This window comes from Sulfurospirillum sp. MES, assembly GCF_000789415.1.
Classification (GTDB): domain Bacteria; phylum Campylobacterota; class Campylobacteria; order Campylobacterales; family Sulfurospirillaceae; genus Sulfurospirillum; species Sulfurospirillum cavolei.
The window spans coordinates 186,827-205,441 of the sequence record NZ_JSEC01000003.1; the positions used below are offsets into that span (position 1 = coordinate 186,827).

General features: G+C 44.6%; 19 protein-coding genes and 2 pseudogenes. 8 read left to right on the top strand and 13 right to left on the bottom strand.

Features of this window, described 5'->3' with window-relative positions:
* From OA34_RS06665 to OA34_RS06685, 5 genes and pseudogenes are all read right to left on the bottom strand, one after another.
* Window positions 1-510: a hypothetical protein gene (locus OA34_RS06665; RefSeq protein ID WP_039673663.1), complete on the bottom strand. Its 510-nt coding sequence runs from the start codon at window positions 508-510 to the stop codon at window positions 1-3.
* Window positions 507-1,469 carry a hypothetical protein gene (locus OA34_RS06670; RefSeq protein ID WP_039673664.1) on the bottom strand — a complete coding sequence of 321 codons (963 nt, stop codon included), beginning with the start codon at window positions 1,467-1,469 and terminating at the stop codon, window positions 507-509. Before OA34_RS06670 ends, OA34_RS06665 begins: the two co-directional genes overlap by 4 nt.
* Window positions 1,466-2,026, bottom strand: a pseudogene (locus tag OA34_RS06675) (ABC transporter ATP-binding protein); the annotation flags it as partial. The gene OA34_RS06670 and the pseudogene OA34_RS06675, both read right to left, overlap by 4 nt.
* A 101-nt stretch (window positions 2,027-2,127) precedes the next feature.
* Window positions 2,128-3,315: an ABC transporter permease gene (locus OA34_RS06680; RefSeq protein WP_039673668.1), complete on the bottom strand. Its 1,188-nt coding sequence runs from the start codon at window positions 3,313-3,315 to the stop codon at window positions 2,128-2,130.
* Window positions 3,305-3,613 carry a hypothetical protein gene (locus OA34_RS06685; RefSeq protein ID WP_039673670.1) on the bottom strand — a complete coding sequence of 103 codons (309 nt, stop codon included), beginning with the start codon at window positions 3,611-3,613 and terminating at the stop codon, window positions 3,305-3,307. The genes OA34_RS06680 and OA34_RS06685 overlap by 11 nt, the downstream gene beginning before the upstream one ends.
* Window positions 3,614-3,736: 123 nt before the next feature.
* On the opposite strand from OA34_RS06685, the gene OA34_RS06690 reads away from it, so the two are divergent.
* A complete protein-coding gene (locus OA34_RS06690) occupies window positions 3,737-4,360 on the top strand; it encodes a LysE family transporter (RefSeq protein ID WP_039673672.1) in 624 nt (207 codons plus the stop codon).
* On the opposite strand, the gene OA34_RS06695 is transcribed toward OA34_RS06690, so the two are convergent.
* Complete coding sequence (locus OA34_RS06695) at window positions 4,357-4,698, bottom strand: arsenate reductase family protein (RefSeq protein WP_039673674.1); 342 nt, start codon at window positions 4,696-4,698, stop codon at window positions 4,357-4,359. The genes OA34_RS06690 and OA34_RS06695 overlap by 4 nt on opposite strands.
* Window positions 4,695-6,365 (bottom strand): diguanylate cyclase domain-containing protein, encoded by a 1,671-nt coding sequence (locus OA34_RS13630; RefSeq protein ID WP_286682895.1) that lies wholly within the window; start codon window positions 6,363-6,365, stop codon window positions 4,695-4,697. Before OA34_RS13630 ends, OA34_RS06695 begins: the two co-directional genes overlap by 4 nt.
* Before the next feature lie 134 nt (window positions 6,366-6,499).
* On the opposite strand from OA34_RS13630, the gene rarD reads away from it, so the two are divergent.
* The 6 genes from rarD to OA34_RS06730 all read left to right on the top strand — a co-directional run bounded on the left by rarD (window position 6,500) and on the right by OA34_RS06730 (window position 12,866).
* On the top strand, window positions 6,500-7,384 hold the full coding sequence (gene rarD, locus OA34_RS06705; RefSeq protein ID WP_039673676.1) for an EamA family transporter RarD: 885 nt from the start codon (window positions 6,500-6,502) through the stop codon (window positions 7,382-7,384).
* 7 nt (window positions 7,385-7,391) lie between these two features.
* Window positions 7,392-8,057: a response regulator transcription factor gene (locus OA34_RS06710; RefSeq protein ID WP_039673678.1), complete on the top strand. Its 666-nt coding sequence runs from the start codon at window positions 7,392-7,394 to the stop codon at window positions 8,055-8,057.
* Window positions 8,050-9,450, top strand: coding sequence for a sensor histidine kinase (locus OA34_RS06715; RefSeq protein WP_039673680.1), 1,401 nt, complete (start codon window positions 8,050-8,052; stop codon window positions 9,448-9,450). Before OA34_RS06710 ends, OA34_RS06715 begins: the two co-directional genes overlap by 8 nt.
* 65 nt (window positions 9,451-9,515) lie before the next feature.
* A complete protein-coding gene (locus OA34_RS06720) occupies window positions 9,516-11,066 on the top strand; it encodes a phosphoethanolamine transferase (RefSeq protein ID WP_039673682.1) in 1,551 nt (516 codons plus the stop codon).
* 27 nt (window positions 11,067-11,093) lie between these two features.
* Window positions 11,094-11,570, top strand: coding sequence for a DNA-deoxyinosine glycosylase (locus OA34_RS06725; RefSeq protein ID WP_039673684.1), 477 nt, complete (start codon window positions 11,094-11,096; stop codon window positions 11,568-11,570).
* 105 nt (window positions 11,571-11,675) lie between these two features.
* The gene (locus OA34_RS06730) at window positions 11,676-12,866 is read left to right on the top strand and encodes an EAL domain-containing protein (RefSeq protein WP_039673686.1); all 1,191 of its coding nucleotides are present in this window, start codon (window positions 11,676-11,678) and stop codon (window positions 12,864-12,866) included.
* Here the strand turns inward: OA34_RS06730 and OA34_RS06735 are convergent.
* From OA34_RS06735 to OA34_RS06750, 5 genes and pseudogenes are all read right to left on the bottom strand, one after another.
* On the bottom strand, window positions 12,851-14,554 hold the full coding sequence (locus tag OA34_RS06735; RefSeq protein ID WP_039673688.1) for a PAS domain-containing sensor histidine kinase: 1,704 nt from the start codon (window positions 14,552-14,554) through the stop codon (window positions 12,851-12,853). The genes OA34_RS06730 and OA34_RS06735 overlap by 16 nt on opposite strands.
* Window positions 14,555-14,559: 5 nt before the next feature.
* Window positions 14,560-14,928, bottom strand: coding sequence for a response regulator (locus OA34_RS06740; RefSeq protein ID WP_039673689.1), 369 nt, complete (start codon window positions 14,926-14,928; stop codon window positions 14,560-14,562).
* Window positions 14,928-15,347: a CZB domain-containing protein gene (locus tag OA34_RS13915; protein WP_502685201.1), complete on the bottom strand. Its 420-nt coding sequence runs from the start codon at window positions 15,345-15,347 to the stop codon at window positions 14,928-14,930. Before OA34_RS13915 ends, OA34_RS06740 begins: the two co-directional genes overlap by 1 nt.
* A gap of 9 nt (window positions 15,348-15,356) precedes the next feature.
* Window positions 15,357-16,253 (bottom strand): annotated as a pseudogene (locus OA34_RS06745) (methyl-accepting chemotaxis protein); the annotation flags it as partial.
* 138 nt (window positions 16,254-16,391) lie between these two features.
* Window positions 16,392-16,922 carry a NifB/NifX family molybdenum-iron cluster-binding protein gene (locus OA34_RS06750; RefSeq protein ID WP_039673693.1) on the bottom strand — a complete coding sequence of 177 codons (531 nt, stop codon included), beginning with the start codon at window positions 16,920-16,922 and terminating at the stop codon, window positions 16,392-16,394.
* A gap of 115 nt (window positions 16,923-17,037) precedes the next feature.
* Between OA34_RS06750 and OA34_RS06755 the strand changes: the two genes are divergently transcribed.
* Window positions 17,038-17,625: a DUF134 domain-containing protein gene (locus tag OA34_RS06755; protein WP_039673695.1), complete on the top strand. Its 588-nt coding sequence runs from the start codon at window positions 17,038-17,040 to the stop codon at window positions 17,623-17,625.
* Window positions 17,626-17,637: 12 nt separating this feature from the next.
* On the opposite strand, the gene OA34_RS06760 is transcribed toward OA34_RS06755, so the two are convergent.
* Window positions 17,638-18,402, bottom strand: a complete 765-nt coding sequence (locus OA34_RS06760) for an undecaprenyl-diphosphate phosphatase (RefSeq protein WP_039673697.1) — start codon at window positions 18,400-18,402, stop codon at window positions 17,638-17,640.
* Window positions 18,403-18,615 lie beyond the last annotated feature (213 nt).

Here is an 18,615-nt window from a genome sequence, read left to right on the forward strand (position 1 = left end):
TTAACGTCCTTGTAGAAGATTTTGTCTGACTTTGGGATCTTGCATCGTCTCGCCGCGAAGCATTCGAAGCCGCATCGACTCAAAACCGATACGCCCTTGGCTAAACTGCTCGTACGCGCGAAAACCGTAAAGCATCGGCGTTTTATCGTCGATGGAATAAAAAGCCCCGTAGGCATCGATATAGCGCTTCGTATCGCCGCTGAAAACCCAAAATACGACGTTTCGAGGTTCTAATTTTTGCTCCCTAAGCCATAAAATCGCACATCCGACATCATCGAAAAAATGCGTTTTACGATCTGCTGTAATGATTTGTGCCGTATCGTTCTTTCCGACAAGGTACATATGACACACGGGGCATTGCAAGGTATTGTCCTCAAAATCCAATGCTTTGGCTTCTTTATTGACGATCTCGCTTGGAAGACGATGCGAAACGGACAAAAACCAAAACAGTCCGCCAAGGGAAAAAAGAGGAAATACCACCAAAAGTACCGTTGCAAGATACCGTCTCATAACCACACTCCGTTGCGTAGATAATAGCTTAAGGGATACAAACTAATGCCGATCACGTATAACGTATTGAAAAACAAACTCAAGCGGTAGAAGCGTTTCGTATAGCGTTTTTGCACCAAATCGAGTACGCCGCCCGCCGCTGCGTAAAACGTTCCCGAAAACAAAAGTGCGTACAAAAGATAACCGACGTAAAAATACTCTTTTTGCAAAAGACAAAACGGGCAGTGGTGCGTGGGCAGTTCGTATACGTAAGGGCTAAAAAACAAAATAAGCGCGATCAACGCGAAAAGTGCCAACAAGAGATTTGAAACTACCGACGCTAAAGAGGATCGACTTACATAAGCCGCAACGCTCAATGCAAAACATCCGTAAAAAATCATCATCCAAATTTTTTCGTCGACGCTAAAGAGTAACGAAATCGAAGAGGTACTCGATGCCGAAAAGAGCGTACCGCAACAACTGACGATTTTACTGACGTTCAAAGAGGTAAAAAAGCCGATTTCTAAACCGATTTCCACACAAAGCGGTATGAAAAAGAACATAAAAAGAATAAATTTCAACCGCGTAAACGGAAGCTTTTCGTCATTCATATCCGCATCGTTGAGCAAAAGCCAAAAGCCGAAAACGTAGAGATTGACGATCTTAAAAAGCGTCAAGTAAAGCCCGAAATCAACCGAGTTGACCACCCCGCTCGCACACATCGCTCCCGTAATGATCGCGGAGAGTTTGTCGCACGTATAGATAAAAAAAGCAAACAAAGGAATTTTGAGCATAAAAATATAGTTAATAATGACCGAAACCAAATAACTCCGGCGATGTAAAGCATACTGCAATTCAGTCGTTTCGTTGCTTCTCCAACGCCACGCGATACCCGCACTTAACACGAATGCGATCCCTCCAAAGAGTAAAAAAACGGTATCGAGGAGTAAAAGTGCGATAATTTCCGGCGTTAGGCTCATACCATATGTCCGTTTTTAAGCTCAATGATGCGATCGACGAAAGCCAAATCGAAAAACAGCGGATCGTGCGTCGCAATCAGCAGCGTTACGCCGTTTTGTTTTAACATGTAAAGATGCTCGATCAGTTCGCCGGAGAGTTTCGCGTCCAAATTGGCGGTCGGTTCATCCGCCAAAATCAAAACAGGATCGTTAATCAATGCCCGAGCGATGGCGACGCGTTGTTGTTCGCCACCCGAAAGACGTCTCACGTTTCGTTTGGCTTTAGACGCGATGCATAGAGTTTCCATCTTGGCACGTGCTTTTTCCTGCAAGAGAGATAAAGGAAGATTGGCGGGGATCAGCGGTGCGATCACGTTCTCTTCAACGTTTAGTCCGGGAATTAAGTGAAACTTTTGAAAAATAAACCCGATATGCGCACGTCTAAAAAGCGCGCTAAGGTGTTCGGGTAACTTGGAAATTTCACGATCTAAAACGCGTATTTCGCCCGAGCTCGGTTGTGCCAAACCCGCGATTAAAGAGAGCAACGTACTTTTGCCGCTTCCGCTCGCACCTCTTAGCACTACGCATTCGCCTTGTGCGATTTCCAAAGAAACGTCCTTTAATGCTTCGATCGCTTCGTCGCCTTGAGCAAAGCGTTTGCACACGTTACGCAAGCAAATCATCGCATCACCTCATCCGCATCCAAGCATGCGGCTTTCCACGAGGGAATCAAGGTCGCCGCGATATAAACGGGCACACTGAGGAAAAAAAGCAGCATGATCATTTTAACGTCCACGCTAAAGGGTAAACGAAACGGGGGTTTGAGCTCGGAATAACCGATAAAAACGGAACGTAATAGCGGTGCTTGTAACACGTAAACGAAAAAAAGCGCCGCGCAAAATCCCGTAATAAAAGCACTAAACGCCATCACGAAGCTTTCGTAAAACTTCGCATGTACGATGTCGCTCATACGCCATCCTAACGCCTTCAAAATGCCGATTTCACGCCTTTCTTCAGAACTTAAAGCACTGGCTTTATCGTAAATTACGATAAAAAAGGCAAAAACGCACACGATAAAAAGCGAAAGAAAAAAACCGCTTTTATAGTCGAAAATATTTTGATAACTGATGCGAAGGTCGTCTTGCGTGATCGCGCGCAAATCGGGATAGCGTTCGGTAATTTTCTGAACAATCGTCGGAATCTCGACGGGATTGCTGACATGGACGACGATGTCGGTCGCTTCTTCGGGAGGTATGCCAAAAATCGTATACGCCGCTTGTTTGGGAACCAACATCAAATCGTTCGACTCTAACGCAATATCGGAGTGAAAAACACCCGCGATTTTAAGAGGATACCGCTCGCCTTTAGGCGTAATAAAATTGAAAAAATCGCTATAGTAATTTTCTCGTAAGACGTTTTGAACGCCCTCGCCGACGATCATACCGCCCTCTTTTTCGAGCGTTGAGAGATCAAACGTTTGGGTCAACTCGCTTAAGCGTTTTTTATAAGGTTCTTCATACGCATCGATGCCGACGATCGAAAAATTCACACCCGCGGGTTTGAAATAGTAGTATCCCCAAACGCGCGGTATCGCTCGTTCGACGCCGTTGAACGCCAAAATCGTATCGACGCGCTCAACGGAAACGTTGGTTTGTTTCCCCGCGACAAAACGCTGAAGCGTAATCTGAGGCAGGGTTTTTAAGGTCGTATTGAGTTCGACTTTAATCGCATCGGCAATCATCAAAACCGACGCCAAAAGAAAGATTAAAAGACAAAGCACGAGAAAAATAAAAAGGCTTTTCCCGCCTTGCCGCTTTAGGGACCCTAAAGCGTAATCGAGCAATAAAACATTGATATTAGCGAGCATATTCGATCCTTGAAGAAGGCTCAAGCGCATTAGGGCGATAAACGAAAGTCGAAGGAAAATACTCTAACAATTCGGGCGATTCGTTAAAATACGAAAAAAGATCGCTCATACTTCGATGCCTTACGTAATGCGCTTCGCTGACCAACGCCAAATCCGGCAAGCCGACCCATGCGCTGATGTGTTCTTTTTTGATCAAAGCCTGCGCATCCAAAGAGCGCGTTTGCGAAAGATAGACGACTTGCGCAACGATAAAGACGCTTATGGTCGCGATATACGCTATCCAAACCCTTCGCACCATCACGCTCCTTTAAAAATATGAGCGGATTGTACCACACGAACGCCTATTTATCAATACGCGCCAAAGGCTCTCTTGATCGAAGCTATGTTACAATGCGCGCTCATTTGTTTTAAAGGATGGGTTATGTCTTTTGATATTTGGTTGACCATGCTATTGGCTTCCATTCTGATTAGCGTCTCTCCGGGCGCGGGTGCGGTCGTTTCAATGAATTACGGTCTTAAGTACGGATTAAAACGTTCGTATGCCGCAATTTTCGGACTTCAAACGGGTTTGTTTCTTCAAACGTTCGTCGTCGTCATCGGACTCGGCTCCATCATCATGCAATCGGTACTTCTTTTCTCGATCATCAAATGGATCGGCGTTATCTACCTCGTTTTTTTAGGTATCATCAAATTTATCGAAAAACCGAGTTTACCGAACGATACGCAACGCATCAAAGCCTTTTCCGCTAAAAAAGCCTATATGCAAGCCACGTTGATCAATCTTACGAACATAAAAGCAACCGTTTTTTTGGTCGCTTTTATTCCGCAGTTTTTAAGTCCCGAAAAGCCGCTCTTGATCCAATTTGCGATTATTTGTGCGACGCTGATTAGCGTGGATATTATCGTCATGACCGGCTACAGTTCTTTGGCATCCAAGCTTAAAGGCGTCATCAAATCGGTTCGTGCGATTCGGATTCAAAACCGCATTACGGGTGCTTTCTTGCTCCTTGCGGCACTTTTTCTCTCCGGTGCCAAACGGGCTTAGGCAAATTTTTTCAAATAGAGTTCTTCGTCAAAACCGACAACTACCGTTGCGTCTTCGCACTCGATAACGGGACGTTTGTACAATAAAGGTTCTTTTTCCAACCATGTCTCTTTTTGCGCGTCGCTCATGGTCTTGTCAAGACCTAGCGTTCTAAACTTCGTTCCTTTCGTATTGAAAAGAGTTGCCATGCTCTGTTTTGAAAGCCACTCTTTGCGTTTTGCCGCCTCAATCGGAACGCTTTTCAAATCGATAAACACGTACGTTTTCCCGTGTGCTTTTAAAAATGCCGTCGCTTTTTTCACGCTTCCGCATGTTGAAATACCGTAAACTTTAATCATACCGTCTCCTTGTAACAGACGACGCGATTGCGCCCTGTTTGTTTTGCTTCGTACATCGCGGTGTCCGCTCTGCTAAAGATCGTCATTTTATCCTCTTTTTCATAACCGAAAACATACACTCCGATACTCGCCGTACAATGATGCGTCACGGTCTGCGCGACTCCCTCGTTATCATATTCAATCACGTAGGGTTTGGCTAACGTCTCTAAAATATGCGATGCGATTTTTTGCGCTTCACGACAAGCGGCTTCACGATTGCCCTCCAATTGTGACAGCAACACTAAAAATTCATCGCCTCCGAAACGTGCGACCGTGTCGATTTCGCGAACGCACGCTTGAAGCCTGTTTGCCGCTTGAATCAATAACACGTCTCCGGCTTGATGCCCTTTTTGATCGTTTAAGGTTTTGAAATTATCCAAATCGATTACCGCCAAAGCATTGTATCGAAGGCTTCGTTTGCTCAGCGAAAGAACCAAATTTAAACGCTCGTCAAAAAGCCTTCGATTGGGGAGTTTTGTTAACATGTCGTGAAACGCCAATTTTTTGATCATCGCTTCGTTTTGTTTTTGCGCGGTAATGTCGGTCGAGATGCCGCATAGGGCATAAATTGAGCCGTCTTCTTTACACAAAGGAATTTTGGTCGATAAGAAAATGCGATCCGTATCGCCTTGCGTCGTCGTATTGTATTCTTCCAGCGTTATTTTGTGCCCCATCTCGATGACTTCCACATCGGCACGGCGTATCGCTTGAAACGTCTTTTCTTCAAAAAACGCACTATCGTCCCGCCCGATAATCTCTTCTAACGACCGACCGAAATACTCGCATGTCTTGCGATTGGCATAGCGATAGCGGTACGTCTCGTCTTTAATATAAATGTAGGCTTCCACCGTATCTAAAATCGTCGCAAGTTTATTTTCGTTTTCACGAATCGCTTGCGTACGCTCGTGAATTTTCGCTTCCAAAGAGCGATTGTTTGCATTGACGTAAGCGACCATATCGCTAAATTGACGCGAAAGATCCGCGATTTCCGCCGTTCCGACCAAATGGAGCTTGGTGGCGTAATTGCCGTTTTGAACATGATGCATCGCCTCTTTGAGTTGCGCAAGCGGAGAGAGGATGAGTACATGTAACTCCAAACCGACCGCAAACAGTGCCGCAAAAAAAAGCGCGCTTAGCATCGGAAAAATCGTAAAATCGCGTAGTAGAACCAACTCTTTGGCATCGATAAGCGTTAAACGAAACCATGTCCTATCGGGCACAAGATCGACACATAAAAGATGCCTCGCGTCGTGATAATCGACCCATAAAGTCTGTACGTCTTTTGTCGGATCAAGCATGGCTTGCATCGCTTTGAAAACGGCTTCTTTGTCGCCGGATTTCGTAAAAATCGCCTCCAAAGTCTCTACGGAAGCATTTGTGTCGTTTGCTTTGACATGTAGGTTTTGTATGACACCCGAGGCGTCGCTAAAAAACGTGTGTACGCCCTCTTGAGACATAAACGAAGCAAGGCTTTTACTCTCGTCGTTTAAGCGCTCTTTAGCGATAAAATGTTTCGCCCACGTTTCGTTGATACTATCGAACAAAAACGAGGAGTACATCCACACGAACGTGGAGAAGAGGAAAAAAAGTGCCGACATGAAAATAAATAACTTTGATTTAAGCGTCATTGTCACACCTCCGCCCTTTTTCGCATTATAACAATTCCTAAGTGAAAAATATTATGAATAAAGCGAATTAACTTTTACTTATAAGTTGATTTCGTCTATAATACGTCCATCTTTTACGTTACAAGTTGGTTTTTATGCAAACGCATTCCGAAGAGATACGCGGTTACTTATATGCGGTATTGGCATTTGGTTTCTGGGGTCTGATACCGATTTATTTTAAACTTCTCAGCCATGTCGGTGCAGGAGAAGTCTTGGCGCATCGTATTATCGGGTCGGTCGTTTTACTTTACGCGATGATTCTTTTTAGCAAGCAGATGGGACAGTTCAAACTTCTCATACGCGATCTTTCAAAACTCAAATACCTCGTGCTCTCCGCACTCTTAGTTTCGTTAAATTGGCTGGTTTTCATTTGGGCGGTTTCGCACAATATGATCGCCGAGTCGAGCCTTGGCTACTACATCAATCCTTTGGTCAATTTTGCGCTGGGCATCATCGTCTTTAAAGACCACCCCTCTTTTTGGCAAAAAATCGCTATCGCTTTGGCAATCGCCGCGATCGTCTACCAGCTCGTCACGCTAGGAACGTTACCGATCGTCTCGTTGGTGTTGGCTTTTAGTTTTGCGTTTTACGGATTGATTCGCAAAAAAATTAACCTTCCGGCGATGACGGGGCTTTACGTCGAAACGCTCATTTTATTTCCGATCGCACTTTTGTATTTTTCCTATTTGGTACTAACCGATCAAAACGCGTTTGTCCTACCGCTCGATCGTACGTCGTGGATTTTGCTTCTAGCCGGTGTCGTGACGGTCGTACCGCTTTTATGGTTCAATGCCGCGACGACGCGTATTTCGCTCATTCATATCGGTTTTTTTCAATACATCGGTCCTTCGATCTCTTTTTTGTTGGCGATTTTCGTCTACGACGAAGTTTTGCTTCCCGAAAAATTAACGACTTTTGTTTTGATTTGGATCGCGCTGGCGATCTTCAGCCTCGATGCCTACTTTAAAAAAAGGAGATAGATCGCCGATGAAATTATTAATCGTCGAAGACGATCCCAAAATCGTCTCGTTTTTAAAAAAGGGTTTGGAAGAGGAGTATTTTTGCGTCGATACCTGTGATAACGGCGAAGACGCGATCTACTTAGCCCAAAGCACGAACTACGATCTGATCGTTTTGGATATTATGCTCAAAGGCTTAGGCGGCGATAGCGTCTGCCAAACGCTTCGCGCTCAAAAAAACGCCGTGCCGATCATTATGCTCAGTGCCAAAAGTACCATTAACGATAAAGTGACGCTTTTAAACAGCGGCGCGGACGATTATCTGACCAAACCGTTTAGCTTTGAGGAGCTTTTAGCGCGCATTTACGCCCAACTGCGCAAACACGAACACAAAGACTTATCGCTTCGCGCGGGAGATTTGGAACTCAATCCCTTGAATAAAACCGTCGAACGCGCCGGAAAATCGATTATTCTGACCGCCAAGGAGTTTGCGATTTTGGAGTATCTTTTGCGCCGCAAAGGAACGATCGTCGAAGAAAAAACGCTTCAAGAACATCTCTTTAACAACGATCAAACGGTTAACAGTAACATTGTTTCGGTTTACATGTACCGTTTACGTACGAAAATCGATAAACCGTTTGACGAAAAGCTCATTACGACGTATCGCAATTTAGGGTACTCGATCCATGATTAAATTTATCTCGAATTTTAAAACAAGGCTTCTTTTCACCTTTTTTTTGATTCTCTTTTTGCTCTTTTACGGCTTCGGATACGCTATCATCCATACATTTGAAAGCTCGTATCTCCAATCGCTCGACGCCACGCTGACGACGGTTTTAAAAGATATTAAGCACGATTATTCGGAACACCCCGAAACCATCGACAAAACACCGGACGAAGTCAAAGAGGAATTCGACGTTCCGATACTTTACGCACAACTCTTTCGCGTCGATAACGACCTTCGGATCATCAACTACGCAACCCGTTCATTAGACCTCAAAGAAAGCACGATCGACGTCGCGTTTCAACAACGCGAAACCGTAGTACGTAAGCATCAACCTATCGCGTTTGCGCTCTCGTCTTTTAGCGACGCGCCGCACCGCAAAATCCGCACCGCAACGATGCTTTTAGACCAACAAAACGATCATGCGCTTTTAATCGTATGTGCGCTTCCGTACGAAAAACACACGCCTCAGATTCAAGAACTCACTTTCACCTTATGGGTCGGTTTTTCCGTCCTTTTAACCATGATTTTGGTCTTCACGTATGCACTCATTTCCAAATCGTTCAAAACCGTCTTAGCGGTCTCTCAAACGGCCAAACGCCTCAGTGCGCAAGATACGAAAAGCATCATTCCCAAAACAAACATCGCTTACGAAATCGATGACCTCATCGATACGTTCAACACGCTTTTGCAAGAACTTCGCCATGCGTACGACCAAGTTAAGCAGTTCGGACAAAACGCCTCGCATGAACTTAAAACGCCGCTGACGATCATGAAAGGCGAAGTCGAAGTCGGCTTGCGTAAAGAGCGAAGCTCGGAAGAGTACCGTATGATTTTACGCAACGTCGCCAAAGAGATCGTCTCGCTTCAAGAAGTCATCGAGAAAATCCTCTTTTTATCGAGCAACACTTCGCGCGATATTCAAAGCCATTTTGAAGAGGTTTACGTCGATGAAATTCTTTTGGAAGCCCTTCAGGAAAAAACCGCGTTCGCACACCAAAAAAACGTATCTTTAGAACTGGAACATATCGAGCCTACTACCCGTAACGCCAACGCGACGCTTTTAAAAATTATGTTTTTGAACCTCATTGATAACGCTATCAAATACTCGCCGCCCCAAACCTGCGTTCAGCTGTTGCTCTCTCAAGCTTTCTTTGAGATACGCGATGAGGGCAAAGGGATCGCCGCGGAAGATTTGGAACATATCCTTGAGCCCTTTTACCGAAGCTCTCGTACGAAAGACGACGTGAAGGGAAGCGGTTTGGGATTAGCGTTGGTTAAAGCTATCGTCGACGTACACGCTCTTACGATTCGTATCGATTCGCAAAAAGATCGTTTCACGCATATTCGCATCTCGTTTTAAATTCATTCTCGATTCATTTTCATTTTTTAAAATTTCCTATCATAAAACGATTAGGGGATTTTTCGATGCTGAAACTTGTTGTTCGATCTTACTCTCAGCGTAGTATCGCTTTACTGGCTTTGGGTATAACACTTTTTTTTAATATAACTTTTTTTTCAAAACTTTTTACGTATGCGGCAAGCGAAGACAATTATCTCATACTTTTTTCCGCGCCGCTTGTTCTATTTTTACTTTTGATGCTTCTTTTAAATTTGGTATTATTTCCGACACATCGCTTGGGTTTTCGCGTCATGCTTGCGTTTTTTATCGTCGTAGGAACGCTTTGCGCTTATTTTATCGACACGTACGGCATCGTTTTCGATAGCAACATGTACGCCAATATGACGCAAACCGATACGGAAGAAGTTTTCGATTTGATCACACCTAAACTTCTTTTTTACGTTTTTACGGCACTCACGCTCGCTTTTTGGGTCATTCGAAAAGCACCTATACGCTTTCAAAGTTATACGAAAGAGTTATTTCAAAGAGCCGTCGTTATTGTTTTATTATCGGTCAGCATTACGGGAATTTATGTAAGCACCAGCAAAACGTATAGCTCTTTTTTTCGCAATCATCACGAATTGAAAATGTACCTTAATCCCTATTATCCGCTTGCTTCTCTTGGAAAATTTATCGCGAAAAACCTTAAAACCAAACCGCATCTAAGCGTCATCGCCGCCGATGCCCTCAAACCCGAACACGCCAAAAAGAAATTGGTGGTTTTGGTCGTCGGCGAAACGGCGCGTGCACAAAATTTCTCGCTTAACGGATATGAAATACCGACCAATCCGCTTTTATCCAAACGAGACGACGTCGTTTCGTTTTCCAATTTTTACTCTTGCGGCACGGCGACCGCCGTATCCGTTCCGTGTCTATTTTCCAAATTTACGCGAGAAGAGTGGAGTAGCGACAAAGAAGCCTACGAAAACTTGGTCGACGTTTTAAATAAAACGGGAGTACGCATCCTTTGGAGAGACAACAACTCCGGAGGCGATAAAGACGTCGCCAAACGTATGCAAGACGTCAAAAAATTTAACGGCGTCGGATTTGACGATGTTTTATTGCAAGATTTTCAAGCAAGCGTCGATCAAAGCTATCAAGATACCTTTATCGTTTTGCACCAAGAAGGCAGTCACGGTCCGACCTATTTTAAACGCTATCCAGATGCGTTTAAACGCTTTACGCCGACATGCGATACGCAAGATTTGCAAAAATGCACGCAAGAACAGATCGTCAATACGTATAACAATACCCTTTTGTATACCGACTTTATTCTCGATCAAACGATTTCGCTTTTAAAAGCCAACGAAGACAAGTATGACACGACGCTCATTTACGCTTCCGATCACGGAGAATCTTTAGGCGAAAACGGCATTTACTTGCACGGACTTCCCTACATGATCGCTCCCGATGCGCAAAAACACATTCCGGCAATTTTTTACCGACCGCAAAAAACGCTTGAACTCAAAGCCAAACAAAACGACGCCTTTTCGCACGACAATTTATTTCATACGATTTTAGGGCTCTTTGAGGTTCAAACCAAGGAATACGACGCGAAGCTTGACATGTTACGTTAAAATGTCGATTATCGACAAAGGAAGAACATGCTCTATCATCCCTTCGAACCCGTTTACGACGCAACGTCGCGCGTGCTCGTTTTGGGTTCGTTTCCTTCGGTGAAATCGCGAGAAGAAGCCTTTTACTACGCACATCCGCAAAACCGTTTTTGGAAGGTAATCGCCGCGCTGTACGGTGTAGAACCGCCTTGCGATCTCGAAACCAAAAAAGCGCTTTTACACACAAGCGGCATTGCGATTTGGGACGTTATTCGATGTTGCGACATCGTCGGTTCAAGCGATGCGACGATTCAAAATGCTTGCGGTAACGACTTGCGAAGCGTGCTTCACGCCACGCGTATCGAACGTATTTTTTGCAACGGTCAAACCGCGGCAAAACTCTACCGCATACATTGCGAACCGCTCACGAAACTACCCGCGCAAACGCTTCCCTCAACCAGCCCCGCCAACGCTGCATGGACTTTAGAAAAACTGATCGTCGCGTGGTCGTCGCTTCTTGCGTAAGCATTTGCTAGCGGTGTCGGAAAAACCTACTGATTAAATTTTAATCATTCGCGTTTGCTCTGCCTCGTTATAATGCCCGTCTAATGTTTGACAAAAGGGTGCTTCGTGGTTTCACACTTAATTCAAGACAACCGCATTATGATCTATTTTCAGCCGATTATTTCGATTCGAAGTGCGAAAGTCATCGGCGTCGAAGCGTTAATGCGCGCCTATGACGCCAACCAAGAGCCGCTTTCGCCGATTTTTATTTTCGATCAAGCCAAGAAAGAAAACCTCTCGTTCGAGCTCGATAAACACGCTCGTATTAAAGCCCTAGAGTCGTTTAAACCGCTTTTGAAAGCCAATCTCGAACTTCTTTTGTTTCTCAATTTCGAATCGCATCTTTTGGACACGACGATTCGTTTCCAAGACTTTGCTTTTTGTGCGCTTGCCAACGATATCGGCATTCCGCCCTCACATGTCGTCATCGAAATCAAAGAGTACCAAATCCAAAATACCGAACGCTTAGAAGAGTTTTGTACGTTTTATAAACAACGCGGCTTCTTAATCGCACTGGACGATTTCGGCGCCGGAAATGCTAATTTCGATCGTATCTCCTCGGTGCGCCCGCATATCGTTAAAGTGGATCGATCGTTAGTCTTTAACGTGCATCACAACTTCATCCACAAAGAGATTTTAAAATCCATCGCCAACATGTGCTTTAACATCGGCGCGTTGGTTTTGGCCGAAGGCGTTGAAGAAGAAGGCGAAATTTTACGCTCGTTAAAGCTCAATATCGACCTCTTTCAAGGGTTTTGGTTTGCAAGACCCTCCGCTGCCCTCTACGACGAAAAGCTTCTTAACGAGAAGATTACCGCCATCGGAGAGTTGCATACGAAAAACGTCAAACAATCGATGCTCCATAAAGAACTCCTGATCGAAAACGCAAAGTCGTATACGCAAGCCATTATCAAATCGTTTACGCGAACGGGGCTTCGCGACTTAAGCGTTTTTTTACAGCAATTTGAAGCGATCGAGGCAATTTACTGCATTAACGCCTATACCGGCATTCAAGAGGGCGATACGTTTATCTGCTCCGATACGAACGAATTTTTTCGTCCTGCCAAAGAGGGCGAAAACCACGCATTAAAAGAGTATTTCTACATTACCAAAGAGTCCAAACGCGGCAATTATTTGAGCCAAAAATACATCTCGCGCGCTTCGGGACGCTTATGCCGTACGTTTGCACAAAAATTTACCTTGGGCGATCGCGAAAAAATTCTGTGTTTGGACCTTAAAGTTCAATCGTCCGAATAAAACCGTTTTGAACGCTTGGTAAGGGCAAAACGAACCTCGAATACCGCGCCTTTGCCTTCATTGTAAGCGACGATTTCGCCGTCGTTTTGAAGCACGATCTGTCGAGCGATATTTAAACCGATGCCGATACCCGAGCTCTCTTTGCTGCTTTCAAAGGGCTCAAAAATACGCGGCAAAATTTTGGCGTCGATGCCGCCCGCATTATCGTGAAAACGCACGATCGCAAAGCCGTTTTCTTCGCGAAGCGTAATTTCAAATTTTCGATTTTCAAACGCGTCGATTTTAATCAGCTCGTCGAGCGCGTTGTTCACGATGATAATCCACACTTGCTCGATACGTTGCTTTTGAACCGTACATGTGAAGGTATAGGCGTTTTTGGGCATCTGCAAAGTAAAAAGCCGTTCGTTTAAACGCACGGCAACCACTTGTTTCGTGCGATTGAACGACAAAATCAGTGCGGAAACGACGCTTTCAAAAAGATTGGTCGGCTCTTTTTGCTCCCGACTTTTTTGCGACGCTTCGCGCATGGTTTCGATGATGCTTTCGATGCGCTCGAGTCCTTCTTGAATGGTTTTGGCGTCTTTTAGCATCGTACGCTTGCGCGCGGAATCGGGCATAAACGCCTCCATATCTTCCAAAAGCATCTCAAAATTGCCTTTCACGTACGTCAAAGGCGTATTGATCTCATGTGTAATACCCGCCGCCATCTGTCCGATCGCGCTAAATTTAGCGTTTTGAATCATCTCTTCTTGGAAAGCGGCTTGTATCTGAAGATTTTTTTTCACCTCTTCGTTAATGCGGTTTTGCAAATAAAGTTCTTGTCTTTCCGATTCGGTCATATCGATAAAAACGCCGACAAAGCCGTCGAAATGCCCGTTTCGTATCATCTGCTTTTTTTGGATCTCAAGCGTGACTTCTTTATCCGTCGCCGGTGAAACCGTCGTAATTTTATAGACTTGATGCACGCATTCGAGCATCTCTTGATCTTTAAGCAAAAGCCTTTTGGCGATCTCTATCGGATACAAATCAAACGCCGTTTTGCCGATCACCGCTTCTTTGCTCAAACCGAAATACTCGCAAAACGAGCGAGAGCATCCGATGTAGCGAAAATAACGGTCTTTAATAAAAACGGGCACGGGAATGATGTCGAGCAAAGTCTCCAAATCGCGCAGTTGTTTTTGATATTTGCGGCTTAACTTATCGATCATATTGCGCGATTTGACGCGCTGGCTTATGTCGCGAATACTCCAAATCATAAACGTTTGATCGTCGTCGACGAAGCTGCGTCCAAAAAGCTCCGCCCAAAACGAATGTCGGCTTTTTTTGCGAAAACGGTATTCAAGATGGCACAATCCGGCGCAAGACTCGGACGCCGTGACTTTGCTAAACCACTCTTGATACTGTTTGACTCTGGAAAAAAGTATCCGCACTTCCAAAGAGAGCACCTCTTCCTTGGTATAGCCCAGAAGCGTCGTAAACGTTTCGTTCACGTCTACGATGCATTGGTTTGCGTCTAAAACGACGTAGCCCAAATCGGCATTGTTAAAGTAGAGCTGTGCCTTTTTCGCCAACGCTTCAAGCGAACGTTTCTCTTCGACGGCACACTCTAGAATGCGTCTGTTTTGCTGTTTGAGTAACTCAAGCTCGAGCTCAAGATCACGGATTTTTTCTAAAAGTTCCTCTTCCATCGAAACTATTTGACAAGCTCACGGATTTTTTCTTCAAGCACTTTCATCGAAGAAAACGGTTTCATAATGTAGTGCGTTGCGCCTTCGCGGTGCGATTGAAGCACTTTATCCAACGTCGAGTATGCCGTCATCATGACGATCTTCAAATCGGGTGCTTTTTCCCGCAACGCTTTTAAGACCTCCAAGCCGCCCATTTGAGGCATCATAATATCCAAGAAAACGATATCGTATTTCCCGTCCACGCGCGTTAACGCATGGGTCGGGTTGCTAAAAACTTCCACTTCAAAACCGCCGAGTCGTCTTAAATACTTTTCGATCATATCCAAAATATCCTGCTCATCGTCGATGATAGCAACTTTGATCGTTTTCGCCATTATGCACCCTTTATCGTTCGATCGAATAAGCGATCTTTTGCTTCCAACATTAATTTTTTAGCTTTTTCTTCAACCATACTGTCTAAGCTTTCAAAAACACTGCCGCTTGCCGCTTCGATTTGCGATACCATCTCTTCGATGTGCGCCTTCGAGCAGATTGCCTTTCCTTCGCCGCACTCTTGGGCTAAACGGTTGGCGATCTCATGCACTTTGGCATGCGGATTTTCAAGTTTAGCATACGAAGGCATCGCATGAAATTCCTCTTTCCCGATACCTCTTTCATACCAATGTCCCAAACGGCACTCATGGTGCGTAACGGCCTTAAACTCGTTTTTTTCGCCGAAAAGTAGCGAATAGACGTTATTTTTATAGATGACGTGGTCGATTTTTGCCAAAGAAGCAAAGATTTTATCGCTCAAATGATCGACCTCAAAAACCGAACGCGTTGCGTTTTTCTCGAAAGAGACGATTTTGGTCGTGAGCTCGTCCGTTTGTTTTTTCGTTGTCTGAGCGATTTGATTGACTTCTGCGGTACTTTGTTCGGTTTGGGCGGACTCTTGTTGCATCGTTTTAACGACCATCGCAATCTCTTTAGTGGCCTTTTGCGTTCGTTCCGCCAAATTTCGCACCTCATCGGCAACGACGGCAAATCCCCGTCCGTGTTCCCCCGCACGCGCGGCTTCGATAGCGGCATTGAGGGCTAAAAGGTTGGTTTGATCGGCAATATCTTCAATCAATTGTACCACGCTTGAGATTTCACCGCTACGTTGCGAAAGCGATTTGGCATTACCGACGACGTCGCTCATCAACATACTTAACGTATCCATCGCCGAAGAAGCGTTATGTGCTAAACTCAGTCCGTCGCGTGCTTCGTTTGAGATTTGCGACGACTCTTCTTTCATCGTTTTTAAGTCGTTCAAGATTTCGGAAAACGTTTGTTGCGAATTTTTCAGCGCACCGGAGATGGAATCTTGATGCATCGAAAGAATGTGACTGTCTTTGGCGTTGCGTACGTCGGTTTTGATGATGCTGTAAGCGACCCATCCTTCACCAAGGCGTTTGCTTCGCAACGTTCCTTGACATCCGTCCATGCTGATATTTTGCATCGATTCGTTTAAAAGTGCGGCCAGTTTTTGCGGCTCTTGTATCGTAGCGCGTGCCAAATCGTTTTGCATGACGATCGATTTGGAAGCGTCGAGTACCACGATCATCTCTTCTTGCGAAAACAAAGAGAGTTCCTTAAGTAAAGCGTTTTGGGCTTTAAGCGTTTCGATTTCTTGACGTAAAATTCCTAAGGCCTCGGGTTCTTTTTTCTGAAAAAACATCACTCTTCCTTGCTGGGTCACTTATATTATAGAACGAAACTATAACATTTTAATGACGTTTTTACGAAATTTTTGACGAAAGAACCGGCTAAAGATGCCAAACGCAACGAAGAAGCGCGTTTGGCTTTTTACGAATACTTATGCGTGTTCGTGGTGGCAGCAACCGTGCTCGTGATGATGCCCGTGTTCGCCGCATTCGCCCTCTTTGTGACCGTGACGATGCGCCGAGGCAAGAGGATTGCGGTTTTTCTCGCAACATTTGACTTTGGAGCGAAACGCACCTTCGTGCGAATCATGGCAACCGTGGGATTTTTTGCCGTCTTCTTCTCTCAAGAGCGTGTCGTAGTTATTTGCGCTCACCTCTTCCAAAAGATGATCGTTAAACTTTTGAAGGGCTTGGGCAATCTCGATGCGTTCGCTTCCGGCGAAGTAGACGCGAATACCCGCTTTTTGAAGTGCCGCAAACGGTTTTTCGCCTAAATGGTTCGTAATGAGCGTCGTAACGCCCGCTTTTTGAAACCATTGCGCGACTTTCATACCGCCTTCGACTTCATTGGATTGAATCGTGATTTTAGCGTTTTCATCGATCAACGCGAAAAATTTTGCTTTACCGAAAAGCGGTGCTAAAGCACTGTTTTCACTATCGGTTTTAATCGGCATTGCGATCATTGTATCTCCTTTATTTTGGTCATATGTTCGTAATTGTATCACTTTAAATGAACATATGTCAAGTATTTTTAAATCTTTTATGCTACCATAACTTTTACGATTTAAGGAGTGCTTCATGCCGCGTCAAAAATGCCTTCGTCAAACGTTTTACCAACCGCTTTGTACGCGTTTTACGCCTAAAAACGTTACGCACAATGAGTCGATTATGCTTTTAAGCGAAGAGACCGAAGCCTTGTACTGGATGGATTTGATGGGGCTTTATCAAGAAGATGCGGCACAAAAAATGGGTATTTCGCGTCCGACGTTTGCGCGTATTATCAAATCGGCGCATTACAAAGTCGCGTTAGCGCTTTTGGGCGGACACCATTTGGACTTAGAAACCAAGCGCGATCGCTATGTCGTTGCTTTGTGTTGCGACTCGCCAAAGACGCTTTTACCGCTTCAACCCAAAGGAAAATACGTCATCATCGCGACGATTCACGATCATACGATCGTATCGTGGGTTGAGCTTGAAAATCCCGTTTTCGCGCAAAACCTCAAACCGCCCTTGGTGCTTCCCGAACTCTTCCAAAACCATCAGGTCAACTTTTTTATCAGCGAAAAATTAGGGGAAGGACTTCGAAGTGCACTCTCCGCGCGGGGGATTCATATTATTCAAAAAACGGTCGTGGATAAAGAGGTACTAGCGCACCTCTTTGATTGATCGGCTAAAGCGTTAATAGATCGCAAGCAACACTGCACCGAAAAGAATGCGGTAAATGCCGAACGCAACAAACGTGTAACGTTGTAAAAATTTAAGAAACCATTTGATCGACAGATACGCAGTTATAAAAGCGACGATGAAACCGACACCCAAAACCGTCAAATTTTCGCCGTTAAATTCATGAAAATTTTTGACGATGCTGTACCCCGTAGCAGCACTCATAACGGGGAATGCCAACAAAAACGAAAATTCCGCACTTGCTTTTCGCGTTAAACCCACAAACATCGCTCCTAAAATCGTCGAACCCGAACGCGACGTTCCCGGAATCAATCCCGCTAATTGCGCACAACCGATCAACAACGCTTGTTTATAGCTGACGTTTTCGACGTCGTCGACAAAATGCGCTTTAGGCTTGTAATACTTCTCCGCGATCAAGAAAACGACGCCGCCGATAATAAACATTGTCGCCACGACTTCGACGCTAAAAAGTGCTTTAATCTGCTTCGCAAATAAAAAAGCGATGATACCGATCGGTAAAAATGCGATAATAATTTTTTTCCACAATTCCACTTTTTTGAACGTAAATTTGTCCTTATAAGCAAATACGACTGCCATAATCGCGGCGAACTGTATAATAATCTCATACGCTTTGGTCACGCTATCTTGCCGAATACCTAAAAAATCCGCCGTCACGATCATATGTCCCGTCGATGAAACGGGTAAAAACTCGGTAAAACCCTCAACCACACCCATAATAATAGACTGAAAAATATCCACAAAAATTCCTACATGTAAAGATAAAACGCGATTTTAGCATAAGCCGCGTTAGTCTTTGCCAAACATCGCATACGCAACGTTGTAAACGGAGAAATTTGCTCTTAATTCGGTAAAGTAAAATTTACCGAATTTTAATCTTTAGTAGTTTACAATACATCAATTGCTGTTGGTCTAAGGCTTAGACATACATGAAGTAGCACCTCTTTTTTACTG